The following is a 19,947-nucleotide window of genomic DNA, read 5'->3' as shown; positions in this document are numbered from 1 at the left end:
AACACATCGATATTAAAACACTTAAAATCAGGTTTTTAATATCCTTTATTTTTCTTAAAATTACCCATAGCCTCACTTATCATTTCTCCCAATTTTTTACGAGTTATTTTTTTACCTTTTGTTAATTTTGTAATCTTTATATTTTTTTTAGGATTTAAATTAATTTTAGTAGCCATATATTTTGTGTTCCCTTTATTAACTTCTAAAATTAAACCAGGCAAACCAGCAACACCAATAGGACCAAAAAAACTACTTATTTCAGGGCAATACCAAGCGATGACAGGATACTCTTTCATTTTACCTCTATACATTTTTTTCTCTATTGCTATTGCTTTATAACACAGATAATCTCCTATTTTTTTTGTTTCATTTTTTAGTTGCCAATTCAACTGCTCATTACTGATTAAAAAATCTTCACCGAAAATATTTTCCTCTGATAATCTTTCATTTTTAGCATTGTAAAACTTATTATTTCCATAACCTGCCAAAGCTAATTTACCCCATCGACTTTCCTCCAAAGCCAAAGAAGGAATAACCGCAAAAAAACTTTCTTTTACATTAAATTTAAGCTCAAATTCTATATTTTTAAGTAGTTTATCAATTGATTTTTTTACTCTTTCAAATTTATTGAAATTTGAAGCTTTTTTATCTTTTTATGTTGGTATTTTTCTTTCAATACTTTTTTTATAAGTAACAATACCTTGTTTTATTATTTGACTTTTTACTGTTATTGTAAAAACAACAAAAATTAATAATGCTTTTATTTTCGTTTTTTAAATTTTAAGTTTATTCATTAATTTTTAACCCTTGGTATTTTAAAAACAAGGATATTACATCAAAAAAATTAAAAAGAAAAATGCGCGCAATTTATAAACATCCTTCTTCTTTTTACTAGCAGCAGGTACTAAAAAATGATTACGTTTTAAGGGTTAACCCTAATTTGAAATAAGAAAACAATAATTTTTAATCATATTTTATGTCTTTTTTCATTGATTTTTTTTCCTATTAAATTAAATTCAGTTAATGTTATTTTTTGCCCTTTTTTATTCTCTGTTTTAATTTTTATGATACTCTTTAGTTCTTGAAGAAGATATGTTCTTTTTCCATCTTGCAATTCAATGATTAAACCTGGTAGGCCAATATAATCTCTTGGACCATAATTAAATGGAATTTCTGGAGCAAACCATGCTATTATTTTTTTCTTAAAAACCCCTTTCGAAGTATGTATTTGTTCTGTTGTTGTAGCTTTATAACATAGATATTTTCCTATTCTTTTAGATGTAGAACTAATACTCCAAATGTAATTAGGTCTCTTTACTAAAAAATCTTCACCATAAGCATTCACACTGTTAGTCATTACTCCTTTTAAAGAATGATATTCTCCATAAAAATTTGTTGCTTTTTTAAAAAAATATAAATCTCTATCTGTTGTTTCTAATGATTTAGAAAGATAAAATATAGATTTTATTTTATTAAACTCAAGGTTATAGTGAAATTTCTCAACAGATTTAACCATTTTATTAAATTTTTTTCTTGAGTTCAATAAAAACATTCTATGTCTTTCATTTTTTATCCTATCACTAACTTCTGCTTGTTTAATTTTATGAGCTATGTTAACTTTATATTTTGCTTTAAAAGTATTTTGTGAATTTATTCCTTCACAAAACATCAAAAAGATAATTAAAAATTTAAATAATAAATTCATTTTCATCAGATATAAAAGCTTAAGCAAATACCATTGCTAGCCCTTCATTAAATACTCTCTAGCCTTTTTTGTTATTTGTGAAAATTCTTTTTCAGAAATTATTTTCCCTCCTTTAAAAACATCTAACTTAATTTTTTCTTTAGGATTTAATTTAATGACTTTTGCTTTATATATAATTGTACCTGACTGAACTTTTAGTACTAATCCCGGAAACCCTACAAATTCAGAAGGACCAAAAGGAAGTGGAATTTCTGGGGTATACCAAACTAACTGTTTAATTTTGGTTTTTCCTTTTCTAGTTTGATATTCAAAATCTCTCTCTGCTAAATAACAATTATATTTTCCAATTTTTTCTTGCTTGTTTAGCATTTTCCAATTTGAAAAAGTATATTTAGTTTCTATTAAATATTTTTCTTCTAAAAAATCAACCTCCTTTGTAATTGTTTTTTTTTCAGATGAATTATAAAACTTATGCCCGGTTTTATATATTGCTTTAGCCATATTAAAAATATATTGCTCTTTAGAATCTCTAAGCATTGGCTCAATCAACTGGTAAACAGCATTTTTATTAGAAAAAACAAGTTCTAAGTTAAAATTTTCCCCTTGTTTTTCTATCGCTTTAAATAACCTATCATGACTTGAATTTTTGCTTTTATATTTTTCTTTATACTCTTTTGTTGGTTCAACAGTTGCATTATATATTATTTTACCAATCACTTTTTGAGCATTACATACAGTTATTACCAATAAAGAAATTACTAAAAAAATGGTGTTTTTCATTATTATTATTATTATAACTAGACCTCTTTCTTAAAAAAGAGGTCTATAAAAGTTTTAACTTTGCCCTTTACATTGAGCATAAGCCTGATTCATAAGCTCTGTCCCCTCTAAATCATTCATTAAAGAACCTCTAAAATCTTCAGCCCTTTCAAGTGCATCAATTGCAAAATCAAGACAATCTTCTCCCTGAACTTTATCATTAAAAATAGATAGTGATAAAGTCAAACTTATTAAAATATATTTCATATTAAAAGATTAATTTGTTTCCATCCACGTTACGCAGTTACTATATGCCGAGTTTAAATAATCCGTAGCACTACCATCAGACATCATACCGTATTTTTCTTCTGCTAATTCTAAGCTTTCTATTGCCGTATCAAAACAGTCATCTACTGTTTCTTCTGCTCTTAGAGTGTATGTAGAGAGCATTGTAATTGCTAGTACTAAAATTACTTTTTTCATTTTTTAAATTTTAAGTTTATTCATTAATTTTTACTCCTGTTATTTTAAAAACAAGGGTATTACATCAAAAAAATTAAAAAGAAAAATGCGCGCAATTTATAAACATCCTTCTTCTTTTTACTAGCTAGCAAGTATTAAAAAATAATTACTTCTTTAATACTGTTGTAAAACTAAATTTTTTTTATTTAAAAAATGTTAACGTTTTAAGGGTTAACCCTAATTGGATTAGGGTTAACCCTAATTATAAATTCATGAGATTAATGGGATTAAATGTTAAAAAACACCTCTCAAAAACACAAATACCTTTAAATCATATAATTAAAAAGTTAAATAAATGTTAACGTTTTTAGGATTAACCCTAATTGAAAATAAGAAAACACAAATGTTAATTAAATGTTAATTACACGTGAATCATTATAAACCAACACACGGAGTATTCACAAGTATTTTACTTTTGATAAGAAACACGTTACACCGAATAATAAATTTATAAGTGATAAACCTGTTTAACTTGAATTGGAATATCTGTTTCGCTACACTATCTTTGATTTATTTACAAACGATTACCAATCCTCAAAAAAAATTATGACCTTTGAAATAGAACGTAAATTCTTAGTAACTTCGGATGCTTATAAGCAAGTTGCTTACAAAAAAAGCTATATAAAACAAGGCTTTTTAAACTCTCAAAAAGAACGCGTTGTACGAGTTCGAATAAAAGATGATAGCGGTTTTTTAACCATCAAAGGTGCATCAAATAAAAGCGGAACAACTCGTTATGAATGGGAAAAAGAGATTCCTTTGCAAGAAGCAAAAGATTTATTTAATTTATGCGAAGAAGGAATTATTGAAAAATATCGCTATTTAGTAAAAGCCAATAACCACACGTATGAAGTTGATGATTTTCTAGGCGATAATAAAGGTTTAGTGGTCGCTGAAATAGAATTATCCGAAGAAAATGAACTCTTTGAAAAACCAACTTGGCTAGGAAAAGAAGTTACAGGAATTGTAAAATATTACAATTCTAATTTAAGCAAACTACCCTTTTGTAAGTGGTAAAATTACACATATTTATAAATTGCCCAAAAATGACTAAAGCTTCCTAAAAGCACAAAAACATGAAAAATAGCATGATTATACGGCACTTTTTTAATCGAATATAAAACAGCGCCAATCGTATAAAAAACACCACCTACAATTAAATAAAATAACCCATTATAGGGTAAATTTTCCATTAATGGATTTATTAAAAAGATAACCTGCCAGCCCATTATCAAATATAAAGCGGTTGATAGTTTATCGAATTTCCCTGTAAAAAACAGCTTTAAAATAACGCCTATCAAAGCAAATAACCATACAAAAATGAATAAATACCAACCTGTTTTTTCGGGCAATACCACCAAGCAAAAAGGCGTATAACTTCCTGCTATTAATACATAAATTGCCGCATGGTCAAAAATATTAAGCCTTCGGCGGATTTTAGCGTTTTTAGCGGCATGGTAAAAAGTAGAAGCAGCATATAAAATAATTAAACTAAAACCAAAAATACTAAAACTAGCAATTTGCCAAAATCCTTGGTAAAAAACTGATTTTAAAATTAAAAAAGGCAAGGCTATTGTCGCCAATAACAAGCCAAAACCATGGGTTAAAACGTTTAATTTTTCTTCGATATTGCTATAATTATGATTTAATTTTTCGCTCATTATTTGCTAAATTAGTATCTTTCATATACTTTTTATCATTTAATAATTCATTCTCTAACAAATCAAAAGCTTGCTGATTTAAAACTTTTCTATCTTTTATCACTAAGCCTTCTACCTGTATAAAAGGAAGTTGTTTTACTCTAAAAATACCAGGGTGTCCTTTAAAAATATCCCAAGAAAACAAGCGTTTTGCATCAAAATATACTTGTGGTACAATTGGCATTTCATATTGTATTGCTAAATTAAATGCACCATTCATAAAAGGCGCTAAAACTACCTCTTCGGTTGGCACTAATCCTTCAGGATAAATGGCAATACTCAAGCCGCTATCTAATCGTTTTTTAATTCTGGCATAAACTTTTCTTCTACTATTAGGGTCGCTTCTGTCAACCATAATTACCGCTTTTTTGTAAAAAAAACCAAATAAAGGCACTTTTGACAACTCTTTTTTTCCTACAAATAAAATTGGATTTTTACTAGAGGCAATCATTATCCACGGGTCTAATAATGAGGTGTGATTTGCTATAAATATGTAACTTTTTTCAGGATTAAGCTTTTCTTGTCTTTCAAATTCAAGCCTAAAACCCATAGCATAAATTAAAAAAAATGACCAAGCTCGCATTAGTTTCCAAAAAGAACTGTAATATTTTTCTTCGGATAAAAGCACCAATACAAAAGGCGCTATTACAAGCACCGAAATAATCATTAATAAGTAAAACCAAACTCGCCAAATTAATCGAAAAGGAAAAAGTATGTATTTCATAAATGCGAATGTAGTAATTTCTTTTGTTTGAACAATTTTAAGCTTATTTTTGCTACTATACAAGTCGTATTAGCAGTCGCTAAAGATTGCTAGATAATTTTTTCAAAACAGCCATATGTCAAGAATTTTAACAGGAGTACAAAGTACAGGAACTCCACACTTAGGGAACTTATTAGGTGCCATTTTACCAGCCATTGAAATGGCAAATGATGCTAAAAATGAATCGTATATTTTTATTGCAGACATGCACTCGTTAACCCAAATTAAAGACGGAAACGAATTAAGAGAAAACACGTATAGTGTAGCAGCTACTTGGCTTGCCTGCGGAATTGACATTAATAAAACTGTTTTTTATCGACAAAGTGATATTCCTCAAGTAACCGAATTATCATGGTATTTGAGTTGTTATTTTCCGTATCAACGTTTAACATTGGCGCATGGTTTTAAAGATAAATCTGACCGTTTAGCCGATGTAAATAGTGGTTTATTTAGCTACCCAATGTTAATGGCTGCCGATATTTTATTATATGATGCCGAGATTGTTCCCGTAGGAAAAGACCAATTACAACATTTAGAAATGGCTCGTGATGTAGCGAGTAGAGTTAACAATACAGTTGGTGAAACCTTAGTTTTACCTCAAGGAAAAACCAACGAAAACACCAAATTAGTTCCAGGAACAGATGGTGAAAAAATGAGTAAATCAAGAAATAATTTTATCAATATTTTCTTAGCGGATAAAAAATTACGCAAGCAAATAATGGGAATTCAAACCGATAGCAAAGCCCTTGAAGAGGTTAAAAACCCTGATACCGACAATGTTTTTGCTATTTATAAATTATTAGCTTCCGATGCTCAAATTGCAGAAATGCGTGCTAATTATGAAGGTGGGAATTATGGTTACGGTCATGCAAAACAAGCATTATACGAGTTAATTATTGAAGAGTTTGCTGAAGTTCGTACAAAATATGCGTATTACATGGAAAACAGAAATGAAATAGATAAAGCCTTAGCAATTGGTGCCGAAAAAGCCCGTGTTGTAGCTACTGATGTTTTACAAAGAGTTCGTAAAAAAATAGGATATTAATTTGCTGAAAATTTTAAAATAACATGAAAAAATTACTTTTTATATTTTTATTCGCAATAATAGATTCTTGTTCAAATTCTGCTGAAAAAACCTTTATTACAGAAGCTTCTTGCGGACAATGTCAGTTTGGAATTGATAGTCAAAAAGGCTGTGATTTAGCCATAAAAATTGACGATAAAGCGTATTTTGTTGACGGTGCTAAAATTGATGATTTTGGTGATGCTCACGATAAAAATATTGGTTTATGTAACGTTATCAGAAAGGTATCGGTTACTGGAAAACTTGAAAATAATCGGTTTAAAGCAAGCGCTATTAAAATAGTGAAGTAGTTTTAAATTTAATCTTACAAACTAAAAAAGCCTTGAATTTCTTCAAGGCTTTTTTTATAAAGTAAAATGTTCTAATTATTTTACTAATTTTATTTCTACACGCCTGTTTTCTGCTCTTCCTGCTCTTGTTTTATTGGTTGAAATTGGGTTATTTTCACCATAGCCTACAGAAGTTAACCTATCCGCTTTAATTCCTGCTGTTTTTACTAAATAATCTAAAACTGCTTTGGCTCTTTTATCAGAAAAACGCTGATTCGTTACTGCCGATCCTGCACTGTCTGTATGTCCTTCAATATTAAATTTTGCCGTAGCATATTCTTGCATAATTTTAGCCATTAAATCTAATTTTGATGCAACACCTGGCTTAAAAGTTGATTTACCCGAGTTAAAATAAATTGCTCTTGCAAATTCATCTAATTTCGCTTTTGCTGCTTTGGTAATTACTACCTCAGGGCATCCTTGCTTTTCTAACAATCCTGCTACAGTTGGGCATTTATCATCCTTATCGGCAACGCCATCTTTATCAGTATCGCTCCAAGGACAACCGTTGTTTTCTAGAGGTCCGACAAGGTCTTTACAAGCGTCTTTATCGTCAGAAATTCCATCTTTATCAGTATCAGGGCAACCATTATTTTCAGGCGTTCCTGCTAATTCTGGGCAAGTATCATCTTTATCTAAAATAGTATCGCCATCGGTATCTTTCCATGGGCAACCCTTGTTTTCAATGACTCCTGCTACTTCTGGGCAAGCATCATCTTTATCTAAAACAGTATCACCGTCGGTATCTTTCCAAGGGCAACCATCGTTTTCAAGAGGTCCTGCTTGCTTAGGGCACATATCTAATTTATCAAAAATACCATCCTTGTCTTTATCTTTTAATTTCCCTTGATAAATAGGAATTTTTAAACCAACATATACATCTGCAGACTTCGATTCTTTTGAAATTAAATTTGATAAAACAGATCCTGATCCTACAAATAAAGGTCCTGCACGAAGCCCTGCTCCCCATGAAAAATTACTGTGTTTATTAATTCCGATAGGAGAATAAAAACTAAACCATTTTGATTCAAATCGTGGCGTTAAAGTAATACTGCTTGCAATATTATTGGTGTTTTCTGCTACTTTTCTTAAACCTGCATCGTAGTTTAAATTTACATAAAATAGGTTGTTAATATTATAATCAACCGCCATATGTAAAGCCGTTGGAAGTGAAATACGAACATCTTCTGTCGTTTTAGTTTCGGTATAAATGTTCTGTAAAGTATCTTCTAAATCATCATAACTATTAAAGGTATCTTCATTGATATTAAGCCCTGATAAATTATAACTGTTTTTTTCTGATCCTTTATAAGAAATTCCTCCGATATCAGTTACCGATAATGACGCTTTTAATTTGTATTTATTCTTATTTTTAAAGTCAAATGATTTCCCGCTTTTATTACTTACTTTATAGTCTTTATGGTCAGGACGCCATTCATATACAAAACCAAAATCAGCACCAAAACTCGTAGCCCCATCAATAAGTTCAAAATCGTTTGAATCAGATGAATCGTCTATTAAATTACTACTTCTTGAATACGATAATGCTCCATCTGAATCAATAGATCCTGTAGTTTGACCATTTGGTAAAGCAGTTCCATCTACATCATAATCAAAATTAACATCATTACCTTGAGCTGTGTAAAACCCTATCCCTTGAAGATACTTTAACGACAAACCTCCTTTTAAAAAGTGCTCTTGATTATTAAAGATTACTCTTGCGTAAGAAACACCAACTTCTGCCCAAGCATGAACGCTTCCACTGAAGTCTCCTTCATTAATATTAAAGTCTTTTTTATCATCAAAATCATTACTTAATTCATCAAAAAGAGTTCCATTTATTTCAGATATATTTGCAACCGATCGAGCTCTAGTAAAAACAGCAATCGAATTATTTTTGTTGATATTAAACATAAACGAAGGTCCCATAACATCTACATTTGCAAACAAATTATTATTGTCTGTTGGTGTTTTTAAGGTATTTCTGTCGTTATCAAAAGTGTTTTCATCAAAAGTATTGCTATCTATTTTATTTAGATTAAGCCCGAAATAATCATTACTTAAAAGCGCACTTGCCGACACTATATTTACATCGGTTTTAAAACGAGAATCTACAATATTTGCAGGATTAAAAATTACACCATGCACTCCATTATAATTATCAGAATGAAAGCCAACATACGATTGTGCTTTAACAAGCAAACTAGTACATAAAAGAAATCCGAACAGTCCTATTTTCTTCATATTATTATTTTTGAAACAAAAATATACATTATATTTCATTCAACTACTTACTCAATAGAACTCTTATCATAAACTGATTATTTAGAGTCTATTTTAATTGATGAAAAAGTCAGATTATGAAAAAATTGATAGAAATCAATGATGAAACCCTTGCAAAACTAAAAATAGTCGCTACTATCGAAGGATTAAGTGTAGAAGCTTTAATGGGAAAAGCAGTAAAATTATTTATTGAAAAAAATGAACAATTAAATAATTTAACAACTACACAAAAAGAAGATTTATCGCTATTACTTCTAATGCAACAAGCCGATAGAACTGATACAGTTAGTCAAGAAGAGTTTTTAAAATTATTCCCATAAAAAAAATCCGAAGTATTAATTACTTCGGATTTTCTTATCTCTTAAACTCTATTAAAATCTGCAATTTATTACGGTGCAGGATTTGGAATTAAAGCATGAACAGCTTCAATTTCGTTTAAAATTTCTTCGGATAAATCAATATTTATAGAATTGATATTTTCTTTTAGCTGATCCATTTTAGTAGCGCCAATAATAGTACTGGTTACAAAAGGTAATTGATTAATATATGCTAACGATAATTCAGCAAGTGTTAAACCATGTTTCTCTGCAATTTTAAAATATTCTGAAACTGCTTTTAACGAACCTTCATTCATATAACGTGCTATAAACCTTGGAAATAATGTTCCTCGTGCGCCTTCAGGAAGATTTCCTTCTAAATATTTCCCTGATAAAACACCTTGTGCTAATGGCGAATATGCCAATAAACCGATGTTTTCACGCATTGAAACTTCGCTCATTCCAACTTCATAACCTCTATGAATTAACGAATACGAATTTTGAATTGTACTCATTCTTGGTAAATTATGTTGCTCAGAGGTTTGCAAATATTTCATTGTTCCCCAAGGAGTTTCATTTGATAAACCAATGTGTTTTATCTTTCCTTGTTTTACTAAATCATTCAAAGTTTCTAAAATTTCCAAATGATTTTCAGCTTCTTTTGCCGATGTTTTATACGGATAATCACGTACACCAAAACAATTTACGCCACGAAAAGGCCAATGTAATTGATACAAATCTATATAATCGGTTTGCAAACGACCTAAACTTCCTTCAACAGCATCAATAATATTTTGTTTTGTAAATCCGCCAGTACGAATATGTTTGGTATAATCTCCGCCACCAGCAATTTTACTTGCCAACACTACTTTATCACGATTTCCTATTTTTTTAAACCAAGAACCAATGATTTTCTCGGTAGCTCCATAAGTTTCAGGAGTTGCAGGAACGGAATATAATTCGGCTGTATCAAAGAAATTTACTCCTTGTGATAAAGCATAATCCATTTGCTCGTGTCCATCAGTTTCTGTATTCTGATTTCCCCAAGTCATGGTTCCTAAACAGATTTTAGAAACTTTGGTATCGGTATTTGCTAGTGTTGTGTATTTCATACTAATTTTAGATTATTTATATAATTGACCACATTTACTTCTAACTAACTTACTATAAACTACTCTTTCGTATGGTGTTATTACTCTTTTTTTTCTTAGAATTAAACCGATAGATCTTCTATTAAAAGGCTTAAATACAAAAGCTGAATCTATCTTTGGATAAAATAAAACAAGAGTTTGACTTTTCTTATCATCCTCAAATTCATAAATAAAATCGGGATATTCTCGTTTATTTAAAAAATTATATAAATCTGTTTTTCCATGATGCCCTAAATGGTATTTAATTCTTCTATTACCAATAAATTTGTCATTTTTATTTATCAAAATAAAACTATTTATAGCTCTACCATGGGTATATCCAAGGTTAAAACTAGAACAGCTCATCATAAAATAGATAAACCCTAGTAAAAGAAAATATTTTAGATTCAAAAATTTCATATTTTAATTTTTACTTTAAAATAGCTTCAATTCCTGGTAATGTTTTTCCTTCTAACATTTCTAACATTGCTCCACCACCTGTAGAAACATAACTTACTTTATCACCAAAACCAAACTGCTTTACAGCGGCTACAGAATCTCCTCCTCCAACTAAAGAGAAAGCACCATTTTCAGTTGCTTTTGAAATAGCGTTTCCTAATTCAATAGTTCCTTTTGAAAAATTTTCTAATTCAAAAACACCTAAAGGTCCGTTCCATAAAATAGTTTTAGATTTTGCGATTACTGCTGCAAAATTTTCTGAAGTTTTTGGTCCACAATCAAGTCCCATCCATCCTTCAGGAATTTCGGTAGTATCCACAATTTGCGTGTTTGCATCATTCGAAAAAGCATCAGCAATTACAGCATCAACAGGTAAATGGATTTCTGTATTTTTTTCTTTTGCTAATTTCAAAATAGCCAATGCTAAACTTAATTTATCATCTTCAACTAATGAATTTCCGATGTTTCCGCCTAAAGCTTTTATAAAAGTAAAAGTCATACCACCACCAACAATAATATGATCTACTTTTTCAATAATATTTTCAATAACGCCAATTTTAGACGATACTTTTGCCCCTCCTAAAATAGCAGTTACAGGTTTTTCTGCATCATTTAAAACTTTATTAATACTTTCTATTTCTGTTGATAATAAATGTCCAAAACATTTGTTATCAGTAAAAAATTGCGCAATTACAGCCGTAGAAGCGTGCGCTCTGTGTGCCGTACCAAAAGCATCATTTACATAAATATCTCCCAAATTTGCTAATTTTTCAGCAAAGGCAACATCTCCTGCTTTCTCTTCAGGATAAAAACGTAAATTTTCTAATAATAAAATTTCGCCATTTTTTAAATTAGCAACTTCTTCTTCAACTTTATCTCCGATACAATCGTTAACAAATTTTACTTGAACACCTAACGTTTTAGTTACTTCTGCTACAATATGACGTAATGAAAATTCCTCTTCTTGAGCTTTAGGACGTCCTAAATGCGACATTAAAACACAGCTTCCACCATCTTCTAAAACTTTAATAATGGTTGCTTTTGCTGCTTGAATTCTGGTAGCATCTGTTACTTCAAATGTATCATTTAAAGGCACGTTAAAATCTACACGGATTAAGGCTTTTTTATTTTCGAAATTAAAATCGTTTAATGTTTTCATATTTTTTTTAAAGTGTGTTCGTTTTTGTTATCTACAAAAATAATTATTTAAATCTGATTCGTTTGCACTATTTAGCTTTTCAAATAGATATATTTGTGATTGTTTATTATTTTGATATGAATACAACCTGCGTAAAAGTAACTGCTGAAAAACTAAATTTACAAGAATGTTATAATTTTGTAGAAGATTCCGCTTGTGGTGGCATTGCTGCTTTTGTTGGAACTGTTCGGAATTCAACACAAAATAAAAACGTAACTCAATTAGATTTTTCTACCTATAAACCAATGGCAATTAAAGAAATGCAGAAAATTGCCGATTTAGCACTCGCTAAATTTAGCATCAAAAAAATTGCTATTCATCATGCCGAAGGTTTGTTACAAATAAAAGATATTCCTGTAATTATTACCGTTTCTTCTCCACACAGAAACGCTGCTTTTGAAGCTTGTCAATTTGCTATTGATACTTTAAAAGAAACCGTTCCTATCTGGAAAAAAGAGTATTTTGAAGACGGGGAAGTTTGGGTAAATGCACATCCTTAATAAATATTTCTTTTAATAAGGCAAATCTGCTGGTTCAATAAAATCAACTTCAGGGTTATATATTTCGATTAAAAACGTTTTTATTTCATCCATAAAATCGGCTAATTTTTCTTCTGTAATTAAGTTATCATTTCCACCTCTTTTAGCTGAAAAATTCATCTTCAAAAACCCACTATTTAAGTTTTTAAAAGAGATAATTCCTGCTTCTAAATTTTTTGAAAAATCAAAATTATTGGTTTTAGTATATAAAAAAGCATACAACATTACTTGAATTGCTTTATGATGTTTTAAATCTCGAATATTGGTATAATCAGTAGCTTTCAGTTTAGCTGCATCTACCATTCCTGTTTTATAATCTATAATTCGAATAACGCCATTTAACTCGTCTATTCTATCTACTTTTCCGTGTATTTTTATAGGAAAATCAATTCCTTCAACCATAATTTCAGTAGCTAAAAAATCTTCTACTCCTATAATTTTTAAGCGATTATTCTCATCCTTTAACAGTTCTTTTTCTTTGGATAAAAAATTTTCAACAAAACGATTTGCTACTTCAAAAATCAACCTATTTTTTCCTGTCGAAATATTTCCATTCTTAAAATGTTTCGAAAAGTAATAAATCACTAATTTTTTTGTTTTAACTTTCATTTTATCAATATCGGCAACCGATAAAAACGCACCAATATACGGGGTGTACAAAGCATCTAAAACATCATGAACTACATTACCCATCGTATTTGAAGCAACGGTTTCTTCAACATTTTCAAACTCATTTATCTTTAAAATTTTCTGCTTATAAAACGCCATCGGATTGTATAAATAATTGGTTAAAGCCGATGGAGATATTCCTTTTTTAGCAAGTTCTCGCAAACTTTCTAAAGCCTTTACATCTTTTTTAATTTCTTTTAATTTTACAGGCGATGTTACTAATTTAGGGCTGATTGTTTTTTCAGTAATATCATCGCGCATCATTTCTAATTGTGTTACAAAACGACTTTTTTCACCACTTCCAAAAACATCATGTTCTGTATTATATAGGATAAAAATATTTTTAGCGCGTTGTAATAATCTGAAAAAGTGATACGAAAAAAGTGCATCTTTTTCTTTGTAAGTAGGCAAACCAAATTCAATTTTTACATCAAAAGGAATAAAAGTATTTTGCTGACTACTTGCAGGCAATACGCCCTCATTTACCGAGGTAATAATTACATTTTCAAAGTCTAACATTCGAGTTTCTAAAACTCCCATTAATTGTAATCCTTGAAGTGGTTCTCCTTGAAATGATAAACTTTCCGATTGAATTAATTGTTTAAAAAACTGATGTAACGTTTTTAAATCTTGTACATAATTAAACTCGTTATGTAAGTTTTGTAATTGCGTAAAAGCCGTATAAAAACGGAATAAATATTCTTTTTCTAAATCGTTTGCCCTATCTTTTAAAACATTAATCAACTGTAATATTCTAGATAAAAATTCTGATATCGTTGAAAACTTCGAAAAAACAAGCCCAATAATTTGTTTGATTTCATCATCTAAAGGTGCTAAAAAATCATTGATTTTAGCGCGACTTATAAAGGTGTTATTTTCTGTAACAATAGCTGCGGAAATAATCTCTGCAACATTTTCAAGTTCATTAATTTGCAATATTTTATATATAGCCGCATCTTTTACAAAACGAACAACATCTTTATGATAAAATAAATTCTCGGTTTGTTTTTGTAATTTTTCTTGATTATTAAACAACTGAAAAATAGCAAAAATTAAAGTTGTTGTAGGAATATCTTTTAACGGATATCCCATAGTAATATTGATCGCCTTCACACTTTCTGGCAATGAATTTAAGGTAATCGGCAATAACGTTTCATCAGCCAAAACCAAGGCGGTATTATTATGATTTGGTAATTTTGCTAAAATTTCACCCGCATGTTTTATTTGTGTAATATTTTTTGAAGCACCAATTACTTGAATATTCTTGGTTTCAGCAAAGTAATTTTTAATGGTTTCAAGCTTATTTCCTGTACTTTTTTCGTAATATTTCCAGTTTTTCTTATACTTTCTAAGAAAACTACCCGCCTGATGATTTGTTTGATAAAATGATTTATCTACATCCCAATATACCTTGGTATTTCCTTCGGATAAAAAAGCTTGAAATAAAAATTCTTCTGCCGTATTTAAGGCATTAAATCCGATGAAAAAATATTTTTTATGTTGATTTTTCTCTAAAAAACCAGCTACTTTCTTCGTTGCTTCACGATATAAAACACCTTGATACCCTATTTCATTTTCCAATAAAAATTTATAAAAAACAGTATAAAATTTCTCTAATCTTTCTATAAAAGAAAAATGATCTTTTATCAATTCTGTTTCTTTAAATTCTCCTTTTACCGACCATTTTTCTAAGCGATGAATATCTCGTAAATACACGAAAATTTTAGTCGGATCAATTAAATGCTGGTCAATTTCATTAAAATCTGTTAAAACCGTAAAAGCCCAAGTAGAAAATATATCAAACGAATCTGGTTTTTCTTCTGCTTCTTTATAAATCGTATAAAAATGAAATAATAATTGTACAGAATCTACTTTTGTAATTTCAGAAATATCTTCAACAAGATCTCCAATATTAAGAACTTCAGGCAAAAAACCTGCAAAAATTTTATCTTTAAATGTTTGCTTTACAAACACTCCTGCTCTTTGAGATGGAAGAATAAATACAACATCTTCAAATGATTTAGTGGTTTCTAAAATGGCCTCTAAAGTTTCAGAAATAAACGAATTCATAGCTTTTTTTTTAATCAACCCAAAGTACAAATTTTATCTTATTTTTGATAAGAATAACCAGGTCATTTTTTGAATAATGAATACGCATAATAAACTTAAAACAGTACTTGTACAATCTGACATTGTTTGGGAAAATCCTACGGAAAACAGAAAGCTTTTTGAAGAAAAAATAAACAAACTTTCTTCGGATGTCGATTTAATTATTTTACCCGAAATGTTTACCACAGGCTTTAACATGAAAGCACATTTATTAGCAGAAACTATGAATGGTGATACTGTAAATTGGATGAAAAGATTATCCAAAGAAAAAAAATGTGCGATTACAGGAAGTATTATTATCAAAGAAAAAGCCTTTAATTCCGAAGAAAAAGAACTTTATTATAACAGATTATTGTTTGTGCATCCTTCAGGTAAAATAGATTTTTATGATAAAAAACACTTATTCACACTTGCTGGCGAACAAAAAATATTTACCGCTGGTACTAAAAAAAGTATCGTTAATTATAAAGATTGGAAAATTTGCCTTTTAATTTGTTATGATTTACGTTTTCCCGCATGGGCAAGAAACACCAAAAATTACGATGTATTACTATATGTAGCAAGTTGGCCAAGTTCAAGAATTGACGCTTGGGATACTTTATTAAAAGCTCGTGCTATTGAAAACATGAGTTATACCATTGGTGTAAATAGAGTTGGAACGGATGCTAACGGGCATCAATATAACGGAAATTCTGTTAGTTATGATACACTTGGGAATTGCATGGATAAAAATAATAACGGAGAAGAAGTTTCATTATTAATTACTTTAGATAAAGAAAAACAAGCTGAAATTCGTAGTAAATTTGGTTTTTTAAATGATAAAGATGCGTTTGTTTTTAATTAATTTCTTCAAGATTTTTAAATAAAAAAAGCAACCCTAAGATTGCTTTTTTTATTTAATATTTATTTTTTATGCTGGAATCATCCATTTAAAATTGAATTTTGTATCAGGAATTACCATTCGTTCTGTAATTCGATACATTCTGTCTGGTAATTTCATTAAATAATCACGGGCTTTTTCAGCTTCTGGTGTTAAACCTGTAATTTTATCAATTTCCCAAGCAATATTTAATTTTTTAAGAATATCTACATAATCAAAACCTGTATAAACGCCAACTCTTTGGGCCACTGTTGAAAAATCATCAAACAAACTTCCTTTTGCTTCAAAAGAATGTCTTAAATGATAGGCTGGCATTACAATTTTATGCTTCATCATGTGTTGAAAAGCCAACATCATTTCACTAGGGTCAATGGCAAAAATTTGCTTGATAAATTCAGTATATGCCAAATGATGACGCATTTCATCTCCAGCGATAATTCGAGACATTTTAGCCAACGATTTATGCCCTTGTTTCTTTGCTATTTTTGCCACATTCAAGTGTGAAATATAAGTAGCTAATTCTTGAAAACTTGTATAAACAAAGTTTTTATACGGGTCACTAGCGGTTCCAATATCAAATCCATCGGTAATTAAATGCTGTGTGGTAATTTCTACTTCACGCATATTTACACGTCCTGAAAGGTATAAATATTTGTTTAACACATCGCCATGACGGTTTTCTTCTGCTGTCCAAGCACGAATCCATTTTGCCCAGCCGTTATCGGGGTGTTGTGTAATTCCGTCTAAATCTAACAACCACGATTCGTAGGTTGGCAATGCTTCTTCCGTAATAGTATCGCCTACTAAAACCACCCAGAAATCATCGTCTAATTCTTTCGATAATTCTCTGATTTCTTCTACTTCACTAATAAAAGTATCTTTTTGTGAGTTTGGTAAAAAATCGGTTGGTTGCCAAATTTTTTCAGCAGGGATTAAAAATTTATCTACGAAAATATCAATGTTCTTTTCGAGCGTTTTCATTACTTCCTTTCGGATGTTTTGTATTGACATAATATATATTTTATAGTTGTTTGTTTTGTTTCTATTTTAGCAATCGATTGCTTCTTTAATGGTAGTTTCTACACTATTTATCAACTCATTAAAAGGCAAACTATTTACTTTTATTGGCGCATGTGTTTTAATTTTGATAGGACTTCCTAAGCCTAATGGAAATTTCCCATATTTAAACACTTTCCATGAATTATTGATTGTTAACGGAACAACGTAAGCTTCGGGATTGTATTTTGCAATCATTTTTAAACCGTTTGGTGAAAATGATTTTGGCACACCTGTTACGCTTCGTGTTCCTTCAGGAAAAATAGCAGCAGACCAGTTATTTTTACCAATAGTTTTTGAAAAATTTGCCAGCTCGGTTAGGGCTTGTCTTGGGTCTTTTCTATCGATTAAAGCTGCACCTCCGTGTCTTAAATTAAAAGAAATACTAGGGATGCCTTTTCCTAATTCTTTTTTAGAAACAAACTTTGGATTGTTCTTTCTAAAATGCCAAATAATCGGCGATATGTCAAAGGTACTTTGATGGTTTGATACAAATATTAAGCTGGTATTTTCTGGCAGTTCTTGCTCATTTTCGACAAGTACACGAATTCCTAAAACTAATAATGATTTAATTAAAAACCAATTCATAATATTCACCACCTTTTGATGTCCTTTTTGCCCAAATAACTTTAAGCCCAACCATTGTATTGGATGAAAAATTAGTAGCAACGAAAAGAAGACTACTGCAAATATTGAAGAGATAATATAACTTATAAATTTCATTAGTATTATAATTTAGTAGAATACAAAAATAAAAAATCCCACGAAAGTGGGACTATATATTTCAATTAAAACGAATTAAGTACTATTACATCCAATTATTCCAAGGGATTCTTGATAGTATTACTACTAATGCTAGCCCATAAAAGATGGCAAAGGTTTTAAATTTGTCTTCACTTTTTACTTGTTTTTTATGTTTTGACCATCCTACAGTAATTAATACAATAGCGATAATCATCATTAATGGATGCTCTAGCGCTAACAAACGAGCTGATGAATCTCCCATTACTGCTTTTGTATCTGATATTAAGGCCTTAAACCATGGCGACATAAAATAGTATATCAAACCTATTAATAACTGAATATGCGTGGTAATTAAAGTAAATAAGCCTAAACGAAATTCGTTGTGTGTAAATTCTTTTTTCTTAACGAATCCTATAATGGCATTTACTACGGTATAAATTAATATCGCTAGCACTATATATGCCCAATAAGAATGTAATGTTTTCATCATGATGTGTTTGTGTTAATTTTTGTTTTGTTGCTGGCAAATTTAGTGAATTTTACTCATAAAAAAACCACCTCGATTGAGGTGGTTTTTAAATTGTATTTTATGAAACTATTTTATGCTTCTTCTTTTTGAATAACATAAACAGCGCCTTGTTTTACAAGTTTCATTGTAAAAACTTTATTAACTCCGTCATATACTGAATAAGAAACAATATATTTTTGACCTTCAAGATCTGTAGGGAAATTGTTTAATAAAATTGTATTAATTTTATCTAAACGAACAGCTTCTGTTTCGTCATCTTTACCTGCTCTTACATCAAAATTGTTATACTTGTCATTACCAATTAAAGCGTAATCAGCTCCTGTTAAAGTATATTTGATAGTATTATCAGGAACCCAATTAGTTCCGTCATGCCCAAACTTAACTGTTTGTTCAACAGTATTGGTATATTTAGCCCAGTTGTTTCCATCATAGATGAAATAAATAACAAAACTATCTGTTACACCACCACCAACATACATGTTGTACATAAATCCTTGAACAGTTCCTGCTTCTTTTGGCTCGTATTTATATTTATCTAATAAAAATACTGGAATTTTAGCATACGCTTCATCTTTACTAGAAAAATTAGGATGAGACTCCCCCATTTGCTTGTATTCTTCTTTTGAAAAACCTGTTACTAATTCCCAAGCACCATTGCTAAATAAGAAACCGTTGTTAAGAGTTGAAACAGATCCTGAATAATATTTGTAGGTTAAAGAAACTAACAATCTGTTTGCAGGGTTTGTATATTTACCGTTTAAAAAATCAGTAATATGAGAAAACTTACTAAAGTTACCATATTTCTGTCCTGCTTCAGTATAATCTGCTTTTGTTACTTCATAGCTTTCTAAACTTTTTTCAGTATTTTTTTTGCTATAAACTTTAAAGGTTACTGCTGCTGATGATTTTTTTCCAAATACAGGGTATTTACTTGCTAAAAATGCAGGTAATTCTGCTTTTGCATCTGCTTCTGAATTAAAATTAGCGTATTTAAAACCTAACCCTCCTTTTGTAACTTTGTTTGTATAATCGTCATCTTCAAGCGTATATACTACATCTGCTACAATAGCGTTTTCTTGTGCGTCAATTTCTGCGTTGATGTCTTCTAATGGTTCACATGAAGTAAAAACCATTGCAAAAACAGCTACTAATAAAAATATTTTTTTCATGAT

General features: G+C 29.9%; 21 protein-coding genes and 1 pseudogene. 6 read left to right on the top strand and 16 right to left on the bottom strand.

Going from position 1 to position 19,947, the window contains the following annotated elements:
* Positions 1 to 35 precede the first annotated feature (35 nt).
* The 5 genes and pseudogenes from AQ1689_RS05670 to AQ1689_RS05650 all read right to left on the bottom strand — a co-directional run.
* Positions 36 to 626, bottom strand: a pseudogene (locus AQ1689_RS05670) (GLPGLI family protein); the annotation flags it as partial.
* A gap of 341 nt (positions 627 to 967) precedes the next feature.
* Positions 968 to 1,705 (bottom strand): GLPGLI family protein, encoded by a 738-nt coding sequence (locus AQ1689_RS05665; protein WP_180947541.1) that lies wholly within the window; start codon positions 1,703 to 1,705, stop codon positions 968 to 970.
* Between the two features lie 36 nt (positions 1,706 to 1,741).
* Positions 1,742 to 2,485: a GLPGLI family protein gene (locus AQ1689_RS05660; protein WP_101914429.1), complete on the bottom strand. Its 744-nt coding sequence runs from the start codon at positions 2,483 to 2,485 to the stop codon at positions 1,742 to 1,744.
* A gap of 54 nt (positions 2,486 to 2,539) precedes the next feature.
* A complete protein-coding gene (locus AQ1689_RS05655) occupies positions 2,540 to 2,731 on the bottom strand; it encodes a hypothetical protein (protein WP_101914428.1) in 192 nt (63 codons plus the stop codon).
* A 9-nt stretch (positions 2,732 to 2,740) separates the two neighbouring features.
* Positions 2,741 to 2,914, bottom strand: coding sequence for a hypothetical protein (locus AQ1689_RS05650; protein WP_159459637.1), 174 nt, complete (start codon positions 2,912 to 2,914; stop codon positions 2,741 to 2,743).
* Between the two features lie 618 nt (positions 2,915 to 3,532).
* On the opposite strand from AQ1689_RS05650, the gene AQ1689_RS05645 reads away from it, so the two are divergent.
* A complete protein-coding gene (locus AQ1689_RS05645) occupies positions 3,533 to 4,003 on the top strand; it encodes a CYTH domain-containing protein (RefSeq protein WP_101955467.1) in 471 nt (156 codons plus the stop codon).
* Between the two features lie 2 nt (positions 4,004 to 4,005).
* Here AQ1689_RS05645 and trhA read toward each other — a convergent pair whose 3' ends face one another.
* Positions 4,006 to 4,647 (bottom strand): PAQR family membrane homeostasis protein TrhA, encoded by a 642-nt coding sequence (trhA, locus tag AQ1689_RS05640; protein WP_101955466.1) that lies wholly within the window; start codon positions 4,645 to 4,647, stop codon positions 4,006 to 4,008.
* Entirely contained in the window at positions 4,625 to 5,410 is a 786-nt protein-coding gene (locus AQ1689_RS05635; RefSeq protein ID WP_101955482.1) for a lysophospholipid acyltransferase family protein, read from the bottom strand. Before AQ1689_RS05635 ends, trhA begins: the two co-directional genes overlap by 23 nt.
* A 115-nt stretch (positions 5,411 to 5,525) precedes the next feature.
* Between AQ1689_RS05635 and trpS the strand changes: the two genes are divergently transcribed.
* Together trpS and AQ1689_RS05625 are read left to right on the top strand one after the other, a co-directional pair.
* On the top strand, positions 5,526 to 6,494 hold the full coding sequence (gene trpS / locus AQ1689_RS05630; RefSeq protein WP_101955465.1) for a tryptophan--tRNA ligase: 969 nt from the start codon (positions 5,526 to 5,528) through the stop codon (positions 6,492 to 6,494).
* 23 nt (positions 6,495 to 6,517) lie between these two features.
* Entirely contained in the window at positions 6,518 to 6,823 is a 306-nt protein-coding gene (locus AQ1689_RS05625) for a DUF6370 family protein (RefSeq protein ID WP_101955464.1), read from the top strand.
* A 75-nt stretch (positions 6,824 to 6,898) separates the two neighbouring features.
* Here the strand turns inward: AQ1689_RS05625 and AQ1689_RS05620 are convergent, their stop codons facing one another.
* Positions 6,899 to 9,106 carry a DUF5723 family protein gene (locus AQ1689_RS05620; RefSeq protein WP_101955463.1) on the bottom strand — a complete coding sequence of 736 codons (2,208 nt, stop codon included), beginning with the start codon at positions 9,104 to 9,106 and terminating at the stop codon, positions 6,899 to 6,901.
* Between the two features lie 116 nt (positions 9,107 to 9,222).
* On the opposite strand from AQ1689_RS05620, the gene AQ1689_RS05615 reads away from it, so the two are divergent.
* A complete protein-coding gene (locus AQ1689_RS05615; RefSeq protein WP_101955462.1) occupies positions 9,223 to 9,465 on the top strand; it encodes a hypothetical protein in 243 nt (80 codons plus the stop codon).
* A gap of 68 nt (positions 9,466 to 9,533) precedes the next feature.
* Here the strand turns inward: AQ1689_RS05615 and AQ1689_RS05610 are convergent, their stop codons facing one another.
* The 3 genes from AQ1689_RS05610 to AQ1689_RS05600 are packed head-to-tail and all read right to left on the bottom strand — an operon-like array spanning position 9,534 to position 12,210.
* Entirely contained in the window at positions 9,534 to 10,574 is a 1,041-nt protein-coding gene (locus AQ1689_RS05610) for an NADP(H)-dependent aldo-keto reductase (protein ID WP_101955461.1), read from the bottom strand.
* Between the two features lie 12 nt (positions 10,575 to 10,586).
* The gene (locus tag AQ1689_RS05605) at positions 10,587 to 11,012 is read right to left on the bottom strand and encodes a hypothetical protein (RefSeq protein WP_101955460.1); all 426 of its coding nucleotides are present in this window, start codon (positions 11,010 to 11,012) and stop codon (positions 10,587 to 10,589) included.
* Between the two features lie 10 nt (positions 11,013 to 11,022).
* A complete protein-coding gene (locus AQ1689_RS05600; protein WP_101955459.1) occupies positions 11,023 to 12,210 on the bottom strand; it encodes a phosphoglycerate kinase in 1,188 nt (395 codons plus the stop codon).
* Between the two features lie 116 nt (positions 12,211 to 12,326).
* Between AQ1689_RS05600 and AQ1689_RS05595 the strand changes: the two genes are divergently transcribed.
* The gene (locus AQ1689_RS05595) at positions 12,327 to 12,749 is read left to right on the top strand and encodes a molybdenum cofactor biosynthesis protein MoaE (protein ID WP_101955458.1); all 423 of its coding nucleotides are present in this window, start codon (positions 12,327 to 12,329) and stop codon (positions 12,747 to 12,749) included.
* Between the two features lie 12 nt (positions 12,750 to 12,761).
* Here the strand turns inward: AQ1689_RS05595 and AQ1689_RS05590 are convergent, their stop codons facing one another.
* Complete coding sequence (locus AQ1689_RS05590) at positions 12,762 to 15,527, bottom strand: PD-(D/E)XK nuclease family protein (protein ID WP_101955457.1); 2,766 nt, start codon at positions 15,525 to 15,527, stop codon at positions 12,762 to 12,764.
* Positions 15,528 to 15,603: 76 nt separating this feature from the next.
* Here AQ1689_RS05590 and AQ1689_RS05585 point away from each other — a divergent pair, with 76 nt between their 5' ends.
* Positions 15,604 to 16,410 (top strand): nitrilase family protein, encoded by an 807-nt coding sequence (locus tag AQ1689_RS05585; protein WP_101955456.1) that lies wholly within the window; start codon positions 15,604 to 15,606, stop codon positions 16,408 to 16,410.
* A 66-nt stretch (positions 16,411 to 16,476) separates the two neighbouring features.
* On the opposite strand, the gene AQ1689_RS05580 is transcribed toward AQ1689_RS05585, so the two are convergent.
* The 4 genes from AQ1689_RS05580 to AQ1689_RS05565 all read right to left on the bottom strand — a co-directional run bounded on the left by AQ1689_RS05580 (position 16,477) and on the right by AQ1689_RS05565 (position 19,944).
* The gene (locus AQ1689_RS05580; RefSeq protein WP_101955455.1) at positions 16,477 to 17,457 is read right to left on the bottom strand and encodes an acyl-ACP desaturase; all 981 of its coding nucleotides are present in this window, start codon (positions 17,455 to 17,457) and stop codon (positions 16,477 to 16,479) included.
* A gap of 36 nt (positions 17,458 to 17,493) precedes the next feature.
* Positions 17,494 to 18,225 carry a lysophospholipid acyltransferase family protein gene (locus AQ1689_RS05575; protein ID WP_101955454.1) on the bottom strand — a complete coding sequence of 244 codons (732 nt, stop codon included), beginning with the start codon at positions 18,223 to 18,225 and terminating at the stop codon, positions 17,494 to 17,496.
* Positions 18,226 to 18,310: 85 nt separating this feature from the next.
* Positions 18,311 to 18,733 carry a hypothetical protein gene (locus tag AQ1689_RS05570; protein WP_101955481.1) on the bottom strand — a complete coding sequence of 141 codons (423 nt, stop codon included), beginning with the start codon at positions 18,731 to 18,733 and terminating at the stop codon, positions 18,311 to 18,313.
* A 113-nt stretch (positions 18,734 to 18,846) separates the two neighbouring features.
* Complete coding sequence (locus tag AQ1689_RS05565; RefSeq protein WP_101955453.1) at positions 18,847 to 19,944, bottom strand: hypothetical protein; 1,098 nt, start codon at positions 19,942 to 19,944, stop codon at positions 18,847 to 18,849.
* Positions 19,945 to 19,947: the final 3 nt, after the last annotated feature.

The sequence above is a fragment of the Tenacibaculum finnmarkense genome, assembly GCF_900239185.1.
Taxonomy (GTDB): domain Bacteria; phylum Bacteroidota; class Bacteroidia; order Flavobacteriales; family Flavobacteriaceae; genus Polaribacter; species Polaribacter finnmarkensis.
Note: the sequence above shows the minus strand (reverse complement) of the source record. Positions and strands in the feature narration are given on the sequence as shown.